Origin of the sequence: Nocardiopsis dassonvillei (assembly GCF_964273065.1) — a bacterium.
Classification (GTDB): Bacteria; Actinomycetota; Actinomycetes; order Streptosporangiales; family Streptosporangiaceae; genus Nocardiopsis; species Nocardiopsis dassonvillei_B.
In genome coordinates, this window is sequence record NZ_OZ186815.1 from 4,348,179 (window position 1) to 4,366,343 (window position 18,165).

General features: G+C 74.1%; 14 protein-coding genes. 10 read left to right on the forward strand and 4 right to left on the reverse strand.

Features of this window, described 5'->3' with window-relative positions; translation table 11 throughout:
* Positions 1 to 51: 51 nt before the first annotated feature.
* A complete protein-coding gene (locus ACSUPR_RS19475) occupies positions 52 to 777 on the reverse strand; it encodes a 3-keto-5-aminohexanoate cleavage protein (RefSeq protein ID WP_436886133.1) in 726 nt (241 codons plus the stop codon).
* Between the two features lie 107 nt (positions 778 to 884).
* Between ACSUPR_RS19475 and ACSUPR_RS19480 the strand changes: the two genes are divergently transcribed.
* The gene (locus tag ACSUPR_RS19480) at positions 885 to 1,946 is read left to right on the forward strand and encodes a hypothetical protein (protein WP_436886134.1); all 1,062 of its coding nucleotides are present in this window, start codon (positions 885 to 887) and stop codon (positions 1,944 to 1,946) included.
* 91 nt (positions 1,947 to 2,037) lie between these two features.
* Here ACSUPR_RS19480 and ACSUPR_RS19485 read toward each other — a convergent pair whose 3' ends face one another.
* From ACSUPR_RS19485 to serC, 3 genes are all read right to left on the reverse strand, one after another.
* Positions 2,038 to 2,451 (reverse strand): SRPBCC family protein, encoded by a 414-nt coding sequence (locus ACSUPR_RS19485; RefSeq protein WP_436886135.1) that lies wholly within the window; start codon positions 2,449 to 2,451, stop codon positions 2,038 to 2,040.
* Between the two features lie 161 nt (positions 2,452 to 2,612).
* Positions 2,613 to 3,650: a glycerophosphodiester phosphodiesterase family protein gene (locus ACSUPR_RS19490; RefSeq protein ID WP_436886136.1), complete on the reverse strand. Its 1,038-nt coding sequence runs from the start codon at positions 3,648 to 3,650 to the stop codon at positions 2,613 to 2,615.
* A gap of 128 nt (positions 3,651 to 3,778) precedes the next feature.
* Entirely contained in the window at positions 3,779 to 4,900 is a 1,122-nt protein-coding gene (gene serC / locus ACSUPR_RS19495; RefSeq protein WP_436886137.1) for a phosphoserine transaminase, read from the reverse strand.
* Positions 4,901 to 5,131: 231 nt separating this feature from the next.
* Between serC and ACSUPR_RS19500 the strand changes: the two genes are divergently transcribed.
* The 9 genes from ACSUPR_RS19500 (at position 5,132) to ACSUPR_RS19540 (ending at position 18,144) form a co-directional block, all read left to right on the forward strand.
* On the forward strand, positions 5,132 to 8,608 hold the full coding sequence (locus tag ACSUPR_RS19500) for a hypothetical protein (protein ID WP_436886138.1): 3,477 nt from the start codon (positions 5,132 to 5,134) through the stop codon (positions 8,606 to 8,608).
* Between the two features lie 59 nt (positions 8,609 to 8,667).
* Complete coding sequence (gene pdxH, locus ACSUPR_RS19505) at positions 8,668 to 9,321, forward strand: pyridoxamine 5'-phosphate oxidase (RefSeq protein ID WP_436886139.1); 654 nt, start codon at positions 8,668 to 8,670, stop codon at positions 9,319 to 9,321.
* A 519-nt stretch (positions 9,322 to 9,840) separates the two neighbouring features.
* Positions 9,841 to 10,542 carry a metal-dependent transcriptional regulator gene (locus tag ACSUPR_RS19510; protein WP_436886140.1) on the forward strand — a complete coding sequence of 234 codons (702 nt, stop codon included), beginning with the start codon at positions 9,841 to 9,843 and terminating at the stop codon, positions 10,540 to 10,542.
* Positions 10,543 to 10,685: 143 nt separating this feature from the next.
* Positions 10,686 to 12,965: a SpoIIE family protein phosphatase gene (locus tag ACSUPR_RS19515; RefSeq protein ID WP_436886141.1), complete on the forward strand. Its 2,280-nt coding sequence runs from the start codon at positions 10,686 to 10,688 to the stop codon at positions 12,963 to 12,965.
* Between the two features lie 116 nt (positions 12,966 to 13,081).
* Positions 13,082 to 13,951: an ABC transporter substrate-binding protein gene (locus tag ACSUPR_RS19520; RefSeq protein ID WP_436886142.1), complete on the forward strand. Its 870-nt coding sequence runs from the start codon at positions 13,082 to 13,084 to the stop codon at positions 13,949 to 13,951.
* A 1-nt stretch (position 13,952) separates the two neighbouring features.
* On the forward strand, positions 13,953 to 14,801 hold the full coding sequence (locus ACSUPR_RS19525) for an amino acid ABC transporter permease (protein WP_436886143.1): 849 nt from the start codon (positions 13,953 to 13,955) through the stop codon (positions 14,799 to 14,801).
* Complete coding sequence (locus ACSUPR_RS19530) at positions 14,798 to 15,580, forward strand: amino acid ABC transporter ATP-binding protein (RefSeq protein WP_436886144.1); 783 nt, start codon at positions 14,798 to 14,800, stop codon at positions 15,578 to 15,580. Before ACSUPR_RS19525 ends, ACSUPR_RS19530 begins: the two co-directional genes overlap by 4 nt.
* 227 nt (positions 15,581 to 15,807) lie before the next feature.
* Positions 15,808 to 16,572 carry an NPP1 family protein gene (locus tag ACSUPR_RS19535; RefSeq protein ID WP_436886145.1) on the forward strand — a complete coding sequence of 255 codons (765 nt, stop codon included), beginning with the start codon at positions 15,808 to 15,810 and terminating at the stop codon, positions 16,570 to 16,572.
* 318 nt (positions 16,573 to 16,890) lie between these two features.
* Positions 16,891 to 18,144, forward strand: coding sequence for a cation:proton antiporter (locus ACSUPR_RS19540; protein WP_436886146.1), 1,254 nt, complete (start codon positions 16,891 to 16,893; stop codon positions 18,142 to 18,144).
* Positions 18,145 to 18,165: the final 21 nt, after the last annotated feature.

The following is an 18,165-nucleotide window of genomic DNA, read 5'->3' on the forward strand; positions in this document are numbered from 1 at the left end:
GAGAACGGCGGGGACGTGCCGCGCAGCGCCCGCACCGTGGACCGACGGCGCTCAGGCGGGGGCCGAGGCCAGGCCCACCGCGTGCGCGACCAGCGCCGCGTTGTCCCGCGCCTCCGTACCGTCCGGCATCCGCAGGGTGTCCTCCAGGCCGATCCGGATGTCCGTCCCGGCGTCCAGCGCGTCCTCCAGCATCGGCCAGGCGGTCGCGTCCGCCCCGTGCAGCAGCCGCGGTGCGTCCGTGCCCGCCCGGTCCAGGAGCGACAGGATCGCCCCGGCGTTGCGGCGGGCGTCCTCCACGGCGACCTGGGTGGGCTCCACCAGCACCGCGGCCACCGGCACCCGGGTGGCGACGAGGATGCGGGCGGCGTCCACCGTCCACAGCCCCGCCTCCACCGCCACGCGGCGGTCCTCCAGCAGGTGGACCAGGTCCACCGACCCCGCCTCGTGCAGGTTCACCGTCACGGAGTCGGGCAGCGCCGACGACGCCCAGCGCTGCACCAGGTCGTAGCGCCGCCACGGGTCGGACTCGGCGGACAGGGCCGTGGTGATCGACACGGGGACGCCGGGCCCCTCGGCGCGCAGCCGCTCCATCAGCGGGCCGACCACCTGCGGCTCCAGCGATTCGGCGCCGCTCCGGTCGCGCGGGTGGATGTGCAGGTCGGTCGCCCCCGCGGCCACCGCGGCGTGGGCGTCGGCCAGCAGCTGGTCCACGGAGACGGGAAGGGCTGGGTGCGCTCCGGGACGGCGGTCCCCGTTCAGGCAGGCGACGATCCTCATGGGTACTCCTCACGGCACTCCGTATGCCGAATGTGCCCGTTCGCGCCCGTGCGCAAAAGCGTCCCGGTCGCACGCCCGGACCCGCGCCCCCTGGCAGGATGTCCGTCATGAGACGACCGCTCGTGTGCGCCGTGGCCGCGCTGTCCGTGTTCCTTCCGGCACCCGCCCTGGCGGAGCCGGAGGTCCCCGACGGGGGAACGGGGCTCGACTACCCGCGCGGCGGCGAGGGGCCGGAGGGCTCGGAGGTCGCCTTCACCTTCCAGGACCCGCGGATCTCCGAGTCCAGCGGCATCGCCCCCTCGCTGCGGCACGAGGGCGTGTGGTGGACCCACAACGACAGCGGAGAGCACCTCAGCGAGGTGTACGCGGTGGACGGGGAGGGGAACACGCTCGCGACCCTCACGCTGGCCCTGGAACGCCGCGACTGGGAGGCGGTCTCCGTGGCCCCCGGGCCCGACGGGGAGCCCGCGGTCCACATCGGCGACATCGGCGACAACTTCGGCGGGAGCTGGACCGAGGTGCGGGTGTACCGGTTCCCCGAGCCGGAGGTGCTGGCCGACGCCACCCTGGAGCCGACGGTGCTGACCTTCTCCTACGCGGACGGGGGCCGCGACGCCGAGTCGATGATGATCGACCCCCGCGACGGGCGGCTGTACGTGGTGTCCAAGGAGTTCTCGGGCGGACTGTACGCCGCTCCGGAGGAGCTCGACCCCGAGGGGGTCAACACCCTGGAGCGGATCGACTCGGCCCCGCTGTTCGCCACCGACGCCGCGTTCGGCCCGGACGGCACCCGCTACGTGATCCGCACCTACTGGGGCGCGACGGTCTACGACTCCACGGACGGGGTGCCGGGCAGGTCGCTGGGCGGGTTCGATCTGCCCGAGTCCGACCAGGGGGAGTCCGTCGCCTTCACACTCGACGGCACCGCCCTGATGGCCGGGACGGAGGGCCTGAACGCCCCGGTGTGGCGGGTCCCGCTGGAGGAGCGCTACCGGACCGGAGAGGTGGAGACGGAGGAGGAGAGCGCGTCCCCCTCCCCGTCGGAGTCCGCCGGGGAGCCGGCCGAGGACACCGGCGGGCGGGGGAGCGCGGTCCCCTTCCTCGTGGGCGGCGGGGCGGTGGCCCTCCTCCTCATCGGCGGCATCGTCCTGCTCGCCCGCCGCTCCTAGGGCGGGCACGGCCGTGCGCCCCGCGGGAGACCGCCCGGCGGGCGCACGCCTCCCGGCGCGGGTGTGGACGAGGGCCGGGAGGGGGTACGCCTCAGGCGGGGAGCAGGGCCGCCTCCACGGCGGCCATGACGGCCTTCCAGTGGCCGCGCCGGGCGGCGCGCTCCTCCGGGCCGTTCAGCCGCTCCTCGTGGAAGGTGAGCACGGTGCGGTCGCCCCGCGCCGAGACGGTGAACTGGACGGTGCTCTCGGCGCCGTCCGGGGAGCGCCGGGTGGCGCGCAGGCGCTCGCCCTCGCGGTACCCGCGGACCTCGCCCACGACACCGTCCGCGGTGCGGTGGGCGCCGCCCCGGCGCAGGTCGACCTCCGCGCCCGGACCCAGCCACAGGGCCAGCCCCTCGGGCCCGGCCATGAACCCCCACACCGCGGAGGCCGGAAGGGGCAGGGTGCGGGAGACACCGACCTGGTATCCGGCGTCCCGGGTGAGACCGACCGTTCGGGTGGTCATGGCGTCTTCTCCTCGTGTCGGCGGGACTCGCGCGGGCCGGGCCCGCGCCGGATCATGTAACCACTATAAGGAGTTACTGCGACGCGGGGAAGGCCCGGAACGCCGAGAGGGGCCCGGACGGGGAACCGTCCGGGCCCCTCTCGGCGCGGTGCCGCGGCCGCTCAGCCGCCCTTCTTGGGCCCGCCCTGGCCGTTCTGCGCGGCCTGCTCGGTGTCCAGGAAGTGCTCGCGCACCAGGAAGGCGTGCCGGGAGAAGTCCGTGAACACCCCGTCCACGCCCAGCTCGAAGAACAGCTCGTACTCCGCGGCGAACGAGCCGTAGTCGCCCGGGCCGCCGTCCGAGCGCAGCGCCGGGGGCAGGAAGTGGTTCTCGCTGCGGAACGTGTACGGGTGCACCAGCAGCCCCGCCTCGTGCGCGTCGTCCACCAGCGAGGTCGGCTCGGTGAAGTCCCCGTCCTCGCCGACCGGCGCGATCAGCGACTTGGCCGGGCCGATGGCGTGTGCGAACGACGCCACCTCGGCCAGCCCGTCCGGCGTGGTGTAGTGCAGCCAGTGCTCCTCGGTGCCCAGCAGGAACACCAGCGGCAGCTCCGTCTCGGCGAGCTTGCGCAGGCTCTCGGCCTCGAACGACTGGAGGAACACCGGCACCCGCGGCTCCGGCCCGGTCAGCCCGGCCGCCTTGAGCGCCGCGATCAGCGGCGGCTCCAGGTCCAGGCCCTGGGAGACGTGGTAGGAGGGGTGCTTGGTCTCGGGGTAGATCCCGATCGGCCGCTTCAGCTCGTCGGTGAGGGAGAGCGCCAGGTCGATGACCTCCTCCAGGGTCGGGATGCCGTAGGTCCCGTCCATCAGGGCGTTCATCGTGCGCACGTCCTGGAGGCGCTCCCTGGCGCGCAGCGTCCGGATCTCCTCCAGGGTGAAGTCCTGGGCGAAGAACCCGGTGACCTCGCGGCCGTCGATGGTCCGGGTGGTGCGACGGTCGGCGAACTCCGGGCGGTCGGCCACGTCGGTGGTCTCGCCGATCTCCGACTCGTGCCGGCAGACCAGCCGCCCGTCCTTGGTGGCGACCAGGTCCATCTCGATGAAGTCGCCGCCGTGCCGGGCCCCCAGCTCGTAGGAGGCCAGCGTGTGCTCGGGCCGGTGTCCCGACGCACCCCGGTGGGAGATGATCTTGATGGGGGAGTCCTTCTTGTTCCTGCGCACAGTCGACCCGTCCTGGAAGTCCGGAATAGGGAGAAAAGAGGAGGTCGGCCCGCGGAAACGGACCGACCTCTATTCTGCCCCTTCGCACGGCCGGGGCGCGGCCGTGCGGGGAACGGCGGCGGAAGGGCTCAGGAGAGCCGGGTGAGCACGTGGTCGATGCACTCGGTCAGGGCCTGCACGTCGGCGGGCTCGACCGCGGGGAACGTCGCCACGCGCAGCTGGTTGCGCCCCAGCTTGCGGTACGGCTCGGTGTCCACGATCCCGTTGGCGCGCAGCACCCCGGCGACCGCCGCGGCGTCCACGTCGTCGCTGAAGTCGATGGTCGCCACGACCTGGGAGCGCTTGGCCGGGTCGGTGACGAACGGCGTCGCGACCGCGGACTTCTCGGCCCAGGTGTACAGGATCGAGGAGGACTCCGCGGTGCGGGCCACCGACCAGTCCAGGCCGCCCTGCCCGTTGATCCACTCCAGCTGCTCGGCCAGGAGCAGCAGCGTGGCCACGGCCGGGGTGTTGTAGGTCTGGTCCTTGCGGGAGTTGTCGATCGCGGTGGTGAGCGAGAAGAACTCGGGGATGTACCGGCCGCTCGCCGCGATCTCCTCGACCCGGGCCAGGGCCCTGGGCGACATGACGGCCAGCCACAGGCCGCCGTCGGCCGCGAAGCTCTTCTGCGGGGCGAAGTAGTAGACATCGGTCTGGGCGATGTCGACGGGCAGGCCGCCCGCGCCGCTGGTGGCGTCGACCAGCACCAGGGCGTCCTCGTCGGCCCCGGCCACCCGCGCGATGGGCGCGGCCACACCGGTGGAGGTCTCGTTGTGGGTCAGGGCGTAGGCGTCCACCCCGGCCTCGGCGACGGCCTCGCCGTGGGTGCCCGGGTCGGCGGCGACGACGGTCGGCTCCGCCAGCCAGGGGGCGCCCTTGGCGACCTTCGCGAACTTGCTCGAGAACTCGCCGAACGACAGGTGCTGGGACTTCTCGCGCAGCAGGCCGTGCGCGGCGATGTCCCAGAAGGCGGTGGTGCCGCCGTTGCCGAGGACGACCTCGTACCCCTCGGGCAGGGAGAAGAGGTCGCAGACCCCGGAACGGACCCGGGAGACCAGGGACTTCACCGGCTTCTGCCGGTGCGAGGTCCCCAGGTAGCGGGATCCGGAGGAGGCCAGCGCCTCCAGCTGGGCCGGGCGGACTTTGGAGGGGCCGCTGCCGAATCGGCCGTCGGAGGGCAGGAGGTTCGCGGGAATCTGAATCTCGGTCACGGACCCCAGGGTAGTGGTGACAACGGCGACGCCGCCGGTCAGGGTGATATTTGCCCACGTGAAAATACGTGAGAAAGGATCGCCGCGTCACAATCCCCGGGGGTGGCCGGTATGGGCCAGTGACGATCGGGTCCCGACGCGTGAAATGCGGGTGCCCTTTGTTGTCTAATGGGGTCGCTTCGGGGGGAGCGAACGCCAGCAGAGACGACGACCACCACGAGGTGTCCGCCCGTGCCCGAACCCACCGCGCCCGCGGCGCCCCCCGACACGGCCGACCGCGCCGGGCCCGCCGGCGGTGACGGCACGCGGCACGTCCTCTCCGTCTTCGACGCCCTGCGCGAGCGCCCCGGCCGGGCGCACCACCGCCGCCTGGCCCGGATGGAGCGGCGCGCCGCCCGCCGCCGCCCGGTGCGCGTGCGCGACGACGTCCAGCGCGGGGACCTCGCCGAGCCCCCGCCCGTCCTCGACCTCGTCCCGGACGACCCCGCCGACCGCGACGCCCTGCTGGACGCCCTCGTGGAGCGCTGCGGCAACCAGACGCCGCTGCGCCTGCCCGTTCCCGGCACCGCCGCGGCCCCGCGGGCGGCGGAGGCGGCGCCGGACGCCGACGACCGGGAGCCCTGGGCCACCACCGACGAACTGTACGACCTCGTCGGCAGGCTCCTCGCCGCCGCCGACCGGGACCTCCCCCCGGCCGGGCGCGGCCGCATCGCGCCGCCCCCGCCCCGTTTCGCCCGCCTGCGCTCCCTGCTGCGGCTGCGCGCCTGCGACCGGCGCGCCATCCACGAGGGCATGAGCGGCAGCGTCGCCGGGCGCGGCGACCTCGAACTGGACACCGACCGCCGCACCCAGATCCACGTGGTGGCCGCCCTGGGCCGTATCCGCTCGGCCTCCCGCCGCGAGGGCGGGCACCGGACCGCCCCGCGCTGGCTCGCCGCCTACCTGCGCGTCGCCCACGGGGCCGCCATCCGGCTCGCCGGGCTGAGCACCCGCATCACCTTCGGCCGCCTCGACGCGGTGCTGCTCACCCCGGTCTCCTTCGTCATCGGCGTACTGGGCGTCCTCGCGCCGCCGCTGCTGGGGGCGCTCGGCCTGGCCACCGCGCTGGGCGGACCGGGCCCGGAGACGCTGTTCGGGCAGACCCTCCAGGGGGTGAACAACTGGATCGCCGGGACGGCCGCGGTCCTGCTGCTCATCGTCTACGCCTCGCTGGCACCCTTCCTCGTCCTGCCCTGGCGCGCCTACCGCTGGCTCGACGACCACGCCGACTACGAGGAGAGAACGGGCCTGCGCGGGCACCGCGACCGCGGCATCCACGTCCTCAACCTCCTCAAGGGCGAGGCCGACCGGGAGGGCCGGCTGCACCCGGCCGAGGACGCCGCGCCCGCGCCTGCGCCCGTGCACGCCGACCGTCCCCGCGCCTGGTGGGAGCTGCTGCTGCGGCTCCCGGACCGGGGACCGCAGCAGCCCCCGGCCGCCGCCACCGCACCCCACCCGGCGCCCTCCGCGGCCATCCGCGAGTACGGACCGCTGCCCGCCGTCCACCGGCTCGCGGCCAACGCCCTGCTGGACGACCTCGCCGACACCCACGGCGGCGTCCACCGCCCCCTGCGGCCGCGCCGGGGCCGGACCCTGCGCCCCGTCCTCCTGGTCGACCAGGACCGCCTCGACCGGGTCGGCCGCTACCTCGTCCGGCTCATCGAGGACGAACGGGTGCGCCGCACCCTCCCCGACCCCCTGCTCATCGTCCAGGTACGCGGCCCCGGCACGTCCCCCCTGGTCCCCCCGGCCGTCGACGCCACCCGCTACCCCTCCCTCCCGGGCACCGAGACCACCGTCCGCCAGGAGGAGGTGTCCCTGTGGCGGCGGGCCCGCCACGCCGCCGGGGTCCTGGGCGCCTCCCGCACCCTGAAGCTCGCCGTGCCCGGTGTCCCCGCCGACCCCGCCGCGGGCGGCCCCGCCGACCGGACGGTGCCCACCGCCGCCGCCCTCACCCGGCGCTGGACCGCGGGCACCGGTGCCACCCTCGTGCTCGCTGTCTCCCTCGCCTGGGGGGTGGGGCCCAGCGCCATGGCGCCCTTCAACCCGTGCGTCCGGAACTGGCTGTGGGAGCCGGTCGGTATCGAGCAGGACGGCAAGGACTGCTACGGAGCCACCTTCGGCGGGTTCGTCTTCCACGACCGCCTGGCGGAGGTCACCGAGCGCATCCGCGAGCAGAACGACGCGGTGGACGCCGCCGGGCGCGGCACCCCGCACGTCACCGTCGCCTACTTCGGCGCGCTCAGCACCACCGCCGGCTCCGACCTCGCCCTGGCCGGGGTACAGGGCGAGCTGCTCGGGATCGCCCAGCGCCAGGCCGAGCACAACGCGTCCGCCGACGCCTCCCTGCCCCGGATCAAGGTCCTGCTGGTCAGCACCGGGCAGGGCTGGTCCCGCGCCGCGGACGCCGCGCGCATGGTCGTCGAGCGCGCCGGGCGCACCCGCGACCGGATGGACCGGCCGATCGCCGCGATCGGGTTCGGGCAGAGCCTCCAGGGCACCACCGAGGCGATCCGGGTGCTGGGAGCCGCGCGCATCCCGGTGGTCGGCACCACCGCCACCTTCGACGACATCGCCATGGAGGCGTCGGGAAGGTACGGCCAGTACTTCTTCCCGCTGGCCCCCGCCAACTCCCGGATCGCCGCGCAGGCCGCCGCGTGGGCGTACCACGGGGTGGAGTGGGACGGCACGGGCCTGGCGGCGGGGGAGCGGGAGCCGGTCCTGGGCCCCGCGCGCACCGCCGTGGCCATCGCCGACAACCAGGGCGGGGAGAGCTACGGCCCGCACCTGGCGATGCGGTTCATGGCCGCGTTCCGGGCCCTGGGCGGGGAGCCCTGGCAGGACCCCGACGGGACCGCCCCGCCCGCCGTGAACCTGGCCGACGGCTCCGGCGCGGTGGTGCCCGGCGTGCTGCCCTACCGGGACGGGGAGGTGTCGCAGACCGACCACCTGGCCCGGGTGTGCGCCCAGGACCCGCCCGACCTCATCTACTTCGCCGGGCGCTCCACCGACTTCGCCGACTTCCACCGCCGCCTCCAGGAAGAGGGGATGTGCGTGGAGGCCGGGATCGACGTGCTCGGCGGCGACGACATCGCCAAGTTCGTCACCGACCACGCCGAGACCATCGGCCGTGCCGACGGCTACCCCGTCTTCTACACGCCGCTGGCCGCCGGCGGTGCCTGGGGGCGCTACACCGAGGGCAGCGAACGGGCCTTCTACGCCGAGGCCGAGGCCCTGGTCGAGGAGCTGTACGGCGACGGGGACGGCGAGAGGCCGACCGGCACCGGGCCCGCCGCGGCCGACCGCGGACTGCCCTCGATCGCGCACGCCGCGATGGCCGCCGACGCCGTCACCGTGCTCTCCAGGGCGCTGCGCGCCATCGACCACCCGGTGCCCGGCGGGGACGCGCCGCCCTTCCTGAAGGACGACGAGGCCTACGACGCCGAGCGCGACGCGCTGGTGGGGCACGTCCAGAACACGTCGGGGCTGTCCGCGGTCTCCGGCCACATCGCGTTCGGGGAGCCGGCCGAGGGCAACTGGTACGCCGCCCGCATGGTGCAGCTCGTGGTCGTGGGGCCGCGGGGGGAGGACGGGGCGCACCAGCACGTGGTGGCGGCCTGCGGCCGGATCAGCCCGTCCACGGTGGACCCCGGGCCGGGCTGCGTGTGACGCGCGCGTCCCGGGGGACGGGTGGCGCGGGCGGGCCCCGGCGAGAGAAGATGCCCCCTGTGGACCGTACAGACCCCGCCGAGCTGCGCAAACCCTACCTGGGGGCGCCCCTGCGCCGCGCCGACCTCGCCGAGCACCCCATGACCCAGTTCCACCTGTGGTTCGAGGAGGCCCATGAGTCGGGCCTGGCCGAGCCCAACGCGATGGTGCTGGCCTCCGTGGAGCCCGACGGCATGCCGCGGGCCCGTACGGTGCTGATGAAGGGCTACGACAGCAGGGGCCTGCGCTTCTTCACCAACTACACCTCGCGCAAGGGCGCCGCCCTGGAGGCCGACCCCCGGGCGAGCGTGGTCTTCCCCTGGCACCCCATCCGCCGCCAGGTCCTCATCGCGGGCCGGGTGGAGCGCCTGGGCGACGCCGAGAACGACCGCTACTTCGCGTCCCGCCCGCGCGGCTCCCGCCTGGGCGCCTGGGCCAGCGAGCGCCAGTCCCAGCCGGTCGCCGACCGCGAGGAACTGGACCGCCTCTACCGCGAGTTCGAGACGGTCTGGCCGGGCGACACCGAGATCCCCCGCCCCGCCTACTGGGGCGGCTTCCGCCTGGTCCCGCGTGAGGTCGAGTTCTGGCAGGGCGGCGCCGACCGCATGCACGACCGCTTCCGCTACCTGCGCACCGACGACGGGACCTGGGACATCGCCCGCCTCGCCCCCTGAGCCCCGGACGGCCGACCGCCTCGAGCCGCACGACCGGGAGGGGCGCCCCCGCCGGAACCGCCCCCGGGCGCGCCCCGTCGTTCGGCGGGCCTTCGCCGAACGCTCGCCCGCGCTGCGCGGCGGCCTCCCGGCCGGGCCGGGACCGCGGGGAGGAGGCGCGTCGAGGCGGCCGGCGAGCCCGGGGCCGCCGGGGCCCCGGCCGGGGAGCTCCGGGTCCCCCCACCGCCGGACCGGGCGGGCCGGCCCTGGTCGCACGGGGTCGGGAGCGGCCCCGTGCGCACACGGCCGGGGCCGCCGGACGGCGCGGCACCGGCCCCGGGACCAACGGCCGCTCCGAACGGAATTCCGGGTCCTTGCCGTCACGATATGCTTGCGGTATCGGTGGTCGCTCCCGCGGTCGTGCGGACGCCCCGGTCCCCACTCGGCTCCCGGGAATCGCACCGCCCCGGCCCGTGTTGTGAGAGACCTGCCGTGCCCGCCGTGACCGTGCGCCGGGCGCAGAGTCATGGGAGGGGAGTCTTGACCGCACACGGGCTGATCGACACCACGGAGATGTACCTCCGGACGGTTTTCGAGCTCGAGGAGGAGGGCATCGTCCCGCTTCGGGCGCGGATCGCCGAGCGCCTGCACCAGAGCGGACCGACCGTCAGCCAGACCGTGGCCCGTATGGAGCGCGACGGCCTGCTGCGGGTGGAGAACGACCGGCACCTGGTCATGACCGCCGAGGGGCGCAGGCTCGCGACCCACGTCATGCGCAAGCACCGGCTGGCCGAGCGGCTGCTCGTCGACGTCATCGGGCTGCCCTGGGAGGACGTCCACATCGAGGCCTGCCGCTGGGAGCACGTCATCTCCGAGGCGGTGGAGGAGCGCCTGGTGACGCTGCTCAACGCGCCCTCGGTGTGCCCGCACGGCAACCCGATCCCGGCGCTGGACGAGCTGGGCCTGGACGACTACTCGCCCGAGCCCTTCACCGACGAGTCCATCGTGCCGATGGTCGACGTCGCCTCGGGGCCGGAGACCACCGTCACCGTCCGCCGGATCAGCGAGCAGATCCAGTCCGACGCCGACGTCATGCGCACCCTGCGCGAGGCGGGGGTGCAGCCCGAGCGCGAGGTCGTGCTGCGCGCCACCGACGACGGGGTCCGGGTCGTCGCCGAGGACGGCGGGGACACCGACCTCACCTCGGCCATCGCCGCGCACATCTTCGTCGCCAAGCCGTGACGACGGGGATCCGTTGCTCATCAGGATTGTCACATTGCGCTGCGAGAACATTGACGGTGTTGCTACGCTCGCTGCAAGGTGCGGTCGTTCGGGTGACCCGGGGCGGGCATGCTTGCAGTTCATGACGGCGAGGTGGCGGCTAGATGACACGGTGGGGTGAGCCCTTCCGGGAAGGCGACGCGCTCGCCACGGCCGCCGTCGTGGACCGCGCGCAGATCGCCATCGTCGTCATCGACCGGTTCAGCCTGCTGCGCTACTGGAACCCCTTCGCACGCGAACTCTTCGGCTTCGTCGGCGGCCGCGACTACGTCGGCCTCTCCCTGCTCGACATCGGCATCCACGAGTCCGACCGCGAACACGCCTCCCAGCTGGCCCGCCGCGTCCTGCGCGGCGAGCCCTGGGAGGGCACGTTCGCGGTCCTCAAGGGCGACTCCACCTGGATCCACGTCCGCGCCCAGGCCGTGCCGATGCGCAACGACGACGGGGAGATCGACGGGATCACCCTCATCGCCCGCGAGGCGCTGCGCAGCGGCCGGGTCGAGGAGCAGTACGGACTGCTCGAGCGGATCGGCAGCCGGCTGTCCAGCTCCCTGGAGTTCGACTCCACCGTCCGCGGGGTCGCGGGCATCCTCGTGCCCCAGTTCGCCGACCACTGCTTCATCGACCTCTACGACCACGACCGGCTGGTCAGACGGGTCTCGGTGCACGCCGAGGGGTGGACGCCCCCGCCGCGCACCTGGTTCGACGTCGGGGACGAGGTCCGCTACCCCGAACGCCACTTCGTGACCCAGTCGCTGCGCCGCCTGGAGACGGTCGTCAGCAACGACCACCTCTTCGAGAACTCCCCCAACAGCCGCTCGGACCTGGTCTCCCGCCAGGTGGGCATCACCTCCGCGATCGCCGCCCCGCTGCGCGCCCGCGGCGAGGTGCTGGGGGTCCTCACCCTGGCCCTGTCCGGGCTCTCCCCCCGCCAGAAGAACACCTACGGCGGCTTCGACCGCGACCTCGTCGGCGCCATCGCCTCCCGCGTCGCCCTGGCCATCGACAACGCCCGGCTGTACGAGGAGGAGCGCAGCACCGCCCTGGCCTTCCAGAACAGCCTGCTGCCCAGCCACTTCCCGCCCCAGGACGGGCTCACCATCGCCTCCCGCTACCTGCCCGCGGGCCCGCTCCAGGCGCACGGCCACGGCATCCAGACCCAGGTGGGCGGCGACTTCTACGACGTCATCCCGCTCTCGGCCGGACGGGTGGGCCTGGTCATCGGCGACGTCGAGGGCCGCGGCCCGCACGCCGCCGCCGTCATGGGCCAGCTGCGCGCGGCCCTGCGCGCCTTCGCCCAGGCCGACCGCGAACCCGCCGACATCCTGCGCGAGCTCGACGAGTGGGTGCGCAGGCTGGGCCGCCCCGACGGCGCCGGGGGCACCCTGATCCCCAGCGTCAGCTGCCTGTACATGGTGTACGACGCCTGGTCGCGGGAGCTCTCCTACGCCAACGCCGGGCACTCCGCCCCGCTGCTCATCACCTCCGAATCCGTCGAGGCGCTGGAGCTGGAGGTCAACGACCGCATGCTCGGCACCCGGGTCAAGGGCGGCGCCGGCGAGGACGTGGTCTACCACCAGGCGGAACTGCGGCTGCCCACCGGCGCCACGCTGCTGCTGTACACCGACGGGCTGGTCGACCGCACCCCCCTGGGCGGCGGCCGCGACCCCGAGCAGGCCTTCTGCAGGCTCACCGAGCGGGTCTCCGAGGTCGCCGACAAGGACGTGGAGCAGATCGCCGAGGCGGCGGTGCACAGCGTCCCGGGCGAGCTGGACGACGACACCGCGCTGCTCGTCGTGCGCACCGACTCCGACGAGCTGGCGCTGCGCGAGGGCTGGTTCCCCTCCGAGGCGTCCACCGTGGGCGAGGCCCGCCACCTGGCGGCCAACACGTTCAAGGAGTGGGGGATGGACCGGGACCAGGCCGAGCTGGCCTGCCTGCTGGTCTCGGAGATCGTCACCAACGTCGTCATCCACGCCACCCCCCACCCGGTCCACCGCGAGTTCACCGACGCCGGGGTGCGCGACTCCGAGACGCCCTTCGAGGGGACGCCCTCCTTCGACGAGTTCGACGAGGACTGGAGCGACCTGCTCGACGAGGTCGCCGAGGCCGACGAGGCGGTCGCCGAGGACGACGACAAGGAGTTCCTGCTCCGCCTGCGCAAGGGGGCCTCCCGGGTGTGGGTGGAGGTCTTCGACCACGACCTGCGGCTGCCCCGCATCCGCAGCGCCGCCGCCGACGACGAGGGCGGCCGGGGCCTGTACCTGGTGGAGCAGCTGGCGACCCGCTGGGGTTCGCGGCCGACCCCCGACGGCAAGGCCGTCTGGTTCGAGATGCCCATGCACGCACCGGAGGAGGACGGGGACGGCGAGCCGCCCGCGTGACCTGCCGCGTGACCGCGCGCTTCCACAGCGTTCCGTGACGTAAAAGACCTGGATTCGCCACCGGTCAGGTAGGTAATTTGGACGGCATTGCGTCCCCCTTCCCGTGGAGTGAGCCGATGACCTCCCGTCCCCTGCCCGTGCTCGGAGCCCTCGCCGCCGGCGCCGTCCTGCTGGCCACCGCCTGCGCCCCCGCCGACGACGGCGCCTCCGGCCCCGACGGCGAGAACATCGTCGAGTGCACCCCCGGCGGCCTGCCCACCCTCACCGAGGGCGTGCTCACCATCGGCACCGACAGCCCCGCCTACCCGCCGTGGTTCTCCGAGGACGACCCCTCCAACGGCGAGGGCTTCGAGTCGGCCGTGGCCTACGCGGTCGCAGAGGAGCTGGGCTACGGGCCCGACCAGGTCTCCTGGACGACGGTGGCGTTCAACAGCGCCATCCAGCCCGGTCCCAAGGAGTTCGACTTCGACATCAACCAGTTCTCGATCACCGAGGAGCGGGCGCGGGCCGTCGACTTCTCCAGCCCCTACTACGACGTCCGCCAGGCCGTCGTGGCGCTGGCCGGCTCCGAGGCGGCCGGGGCCTCCTCCACCGCCGACCTCGCCGGGCTGACCATCGGAGCCCAGGTCGGCACCACCAGCTACGAAACCCTGCTGGAGACCGTCGACCCCGAGAACGAGCCGCTGGTCTACAACAACAACGACGACGCCAAGCAGGCTCTGGAGAACGGCCAGGTGGACGCGGTCGTCTTCGACCTGCCCACCGCGTTCTACATCACCTCCGCGGAGCTGGAGGACGCCGTCATCGTCGGCCAGCTGCCCCGCACCGAGGCCGCCGCCGAGCAGTTCGGGCTGGTGCTGGACCTGGACTCGCCCCTGACCGACTGCGTCAGCGCCGCCCTGGACGCCCTGCGCGAACGCGGGGACCTGGCCGCGCTCGAGCAGGAGTGGCTGGCCGAGGCCGCCGACGCCCCCGAGCTGGACTGACGTGGCAGCACACGCCCCCAGCCCCCTGGAGGTCGAGAGGGCCGCGCTGCGCCGCCGCCAGAGCGTGCGCTCGGTGCTGGTCGGCGCGGCCTCCACCGCCGTGCTGGGCGCCGTCCTGGTGACGGTCGTGGTGGGCTCGCCCGGCTGGGAGCGGGTCCGCGAGACCTTCTTCGACCCCGAGGTGGCCCTGCGCACCCTGCCCGCGGTGCTCACCGGGCTCTGGCTCAACGTGCGGCTGCTGGTGTTCTGCGCCCTGGGCGCGCTCGCCGTCGGCCTGCTCGCCGCCGTGCTGCGCACCCTGCGCGGACCGGTGTTCTTCCCGCTGCGCGCGCTGGCCACCGCCTACACCTACGGGTTCCGCGGCGCCCCGCTGATCATCGTGCTGTACCTGATGGCGTTCGGGGTGCCCGGGCTGCGGCTGGAGAACACCCCCAGCGTGCTCGTGCTCGGCGGGATCGCGCTGGTGGTCACCTACGGCGCCTACATCGCCGAGGTGTTCCGCGCCGGGATCGAGTCGGTGCACCCCAGCCAGATCGCGGCGGCCCGCTCGCTGGGGCTCACCTACCCCCAGGCGATGCGCTGGGTGGTGCTGCCCCAGGCGGTGCGCCGGGTGTCGCCGCCGCTGCTCAACGACATGGTGGCGCTCCAGAAGGACGTGGGCCTGATCTCGCTGGCCGGCCCCATCGACGCCATCCGCGCGGCGCAGATCGCCACAGCCCAGTCCTACAACTTCACCCCGTACATCGTCGCCGGGGTGCTGTTCGTGCTCATGGCGATCCCGCTGGTGGCGATCACCGACCAGGTGACGCTGCGGGCGGCGCGGCGGCAGTCGGCGGAGGGGGACCGGTGAGCGAGCTGGAGAGGGCGGCCCGGATCGAGGGCCGGGCCCCGGTGCTGCGCATGCGCGGGGTGCGCAAGGAGTTCCGGGGGAACACCGTCCTGGACGGGCTGGACCTGGACGTGCCCGAGCACGCCGTGGTGGTGCTCATCGGCGCCTCCGGCTCGGGCAAGTCCACCCTGCTGCGCTGCGCCAACCTGCTGGAGCCGGTCACCGACGGGACCATCCACCTGGACGGCGAGCACATCACCGACCCGCGGGTGGACGCGGACCGGGTGCGCCGCCGGATCGGCATGGTGTTCCAGTCGTTCAACCTTTTCCCGCACATGACCGTGCTGGACAACGTCACCCTGGCCCCGCGCCGGGTGCACCGGCGCGACCGCCGGGAGGCCGAGGAGAGGGCGCGGGAGCTGCTGGACCGGGTGGGGCTGGCCGACAAGGCCGCAGAGTACCCCGACCGGCTGTCCGGCGGCCAGCAGCAGCGGGCGGCGATCGTGCGGGCCCTGGTCAACGGGCCGCGGCTGCTCCTGCTGGACGAGATCACCAGCGCCCTGGACCCCGAGCTGGTGGGGGAGGTGCTGGAGCTGGTGCGGGACCTGCGCGAGGACGGCATGACCATGCTGCTCGCCACGCACGAGATGGGCTTCGCCCGGCAGGTCGCCGACACGGTGTGCTTCCTGGAGGGCGGGCGCGTCCTGGAGCAGGGGCCGCCCGGGCAGGTGCTCGGGGAGCCGCGCGAGCCCCGGACGCGCCGGTTCCTCCAGCGGATCATCGACTCCGGCCGCCTGTGACCGCTCCCCGGGCGTCCGCCGAACGCCCGGGGAACTTCTCCTCCCGGTTCCGAACGGCGGGGGAACTCTCCGTTGCCCCCGTTGCGCGGGGGCGCGCGCCCTGGTGTCATCGACTCCGACCGGCACCCCCGCGCCCCGTTCGTTCACCCAGGGTGACCGAACGACCCCCGTTCGGCGTACCGGTCGCCGGCGCACACCCCCGCGCCGGACACCGAGAGGAGACCCCCTTGCCGCAACGCCCACCCTCCCGACTCGCGCGCCGGGCCCTGGCCCTGGCCGCCGCCCTCGTCCTCGTCACCCCCGGTATCGCCCTGGCGGCGCCACCGGCGGCGCTGCCCGCGGCCCACACCGCGGAGGAGGGCCGCTGGCAGCCGGCCTTCGACTACGACACCGACGGCTGCTACCCCACCCCCGCCATCGGCCCGGACGGCACCCTCAACGGGGGCCTGAAGACCACCGGCGCCCTCAACGGCAACTGCCGCGACCGGTCCGACCTGGACAACACCAACTCCTACTCCCGCTCCAAGTGCGACCCCAGCGGGTGGTGCGCGTACATGTACGCGCTCTACTTCGAGAAGGACCAGGTGCTGCACGGCTGCTGCGGCCACCGGCACGACCTGGAGCACGTGGTGGTGTGGGTGTTCGGCGGCGAGGCCCGCCACGTGTCCGCGTCGGCCCACGGGGACTACGTCACCCGGCCCGCCTCGCAGGTGCGCTGGGAGGGCACCCACCCCAAGATCGTCTACCACAAGGACGGGGCGTCCACCCACGCCTTCCGGTTCGCCGCCGCCCACGACGACCCGCCGGAGAACCACTACGGCGTCTGGCAGTACCCGCCGCTGGTCGGCTGGGACCACTACCCGCCGGGTATCCGCGACATCCTCACCTCCGCCGACTTCGGCAGCGCGCAGCTCGACCTGCGGGACGGCTCGTTCCCCGGCGCGCTGGCCAGGGCGAAGCCCGCCGGGATCGACTTCGACCCCTGGGCCTAGGGTCTGTTCTTCGAGTGCCGTCCTGTTCCGCGGGGGTGTGTGAGGCGCCGGCGGGGTTCTGCAGGCCCGGAGGCGGTGCCCGGGGAACGAGGACGTTCCCGTGGGGCCGAGGGTTCCCGCCTTCCGGGGGCGCCGAACGCGAACCGAAGCGGAGCGGAGGTTCAAAAAAACACGGCCCAGTACCTGTTCTCCCGATGCCCGTCCGTTCCGCGGGGACTCCGCCGGCGCCCCCGCCGGTGGCGTGTCCCCGCCCCTCCCGGGCCGCCCCGGACGTAGTGTTCCCACGTCCGGGGCACGGGACCCGGGGAGCGGAGGGACATGGAAGGCGCGGAACTGGGCACGATGGGCATGCTCCTCGCCCTCCTGGCGGCCGCCCTGCTGGCCCCGCTGCTCGGCGACCGGCTGGCGCGGTGGGTGGTCGTACCGTCGGTGGTGCTGGAGATCGGCTTCGGGATCGTGCTCGGGCCCTCGGTGCTCGGCGTCGTCCGGGAGAACGGGACCATCACCCTCCTGGCGGACCTCGGCCTGGCCCTGCTGATGTTCATGGCCGGGTACGAGCTCGACTTCCGGCGGATCAGGGGCAGGCCGCTCAACCGGGCGCTGCTGGCCTGGGCCTGCTCGGTGGTGCTGGGACTGGCCATCGGCTGGGCGCTGCTCGGCGCGTCCCAGGCGGCGCTGATCGTGGGCCTGGCGCTGACCACGACCGCCCTGGGCACGGTGCTCCCGATCCTGCGCGACTCCGGGGCGCTGGGCGGGGCGTTCGGCACCCGGTTCCTGGCCTCGGGGTCGGTCGGCGAGTTCGGGCCGGTCGTGCTGATCGCCCTGCTGCTCAGCGGCTACCGGCCCTGGGAGGGGACCCTGCTGCTGGCCGTGTTCTTCGCCCTGGCCGGGGCGTGCGCGTGGGCGGCCACCCGGCCGCGTTCGGAGCGGTGGGCGCGCCTGGTGCGGGTGACCCTGGGCTCCAGCGCGCAGGTGGCGGTCCGCCTGTGCATGGTGGTGATCGTGGCGCTGGTCTGGCTGGCGTCGGCCATGCAGCTGGACGCCCTGCTCGGGTCGTTCGCGGCGGGGGTCGTCATGAGGCTGATGATCGCCGTCAACCACGAGGGGGAGGCGGAGGCGGTGGAGTCCAAGATGGACGCCATCGGCTTCGGGTTCCTCATCCCGGTGTTCTTCGTGGTCACAGGGGTGCGCTTCGACCTGGGCTCGCTGCTGGCCCAGCCGCTCCTGCTGCTGCTCCTGCCGGTGCTGTTGGCGGCGTTCCTGCTGGTGCGGGGCGGTCCCGAGTACCTGTTCTCGCGCGGGGACGTCCCCGGCGCCCAGCGCCCCGCGCTGGTGCTGTTCTCGGCCACCGCCCTGCCGCTGCTCACGGTGCTGACCACGATCGGCACCCGGAGCGGGGCCCTGGACGGCGCCCACGCGGCCGCGATCGTCGCCGCCGGGATGCTCAGCGTCCTGATCCTGCCGCAGGCGGGCGGGGCCCTGCTGCGCCGTGCCGCGGGGCCCGCGGACGCCGCGGCACCAGCGGACCCGGAGGCCCGCCGCCGGGGGGAGGACCAGGAGAGGGACCACTGAGCCGGCCGTCCCGCGCCGACG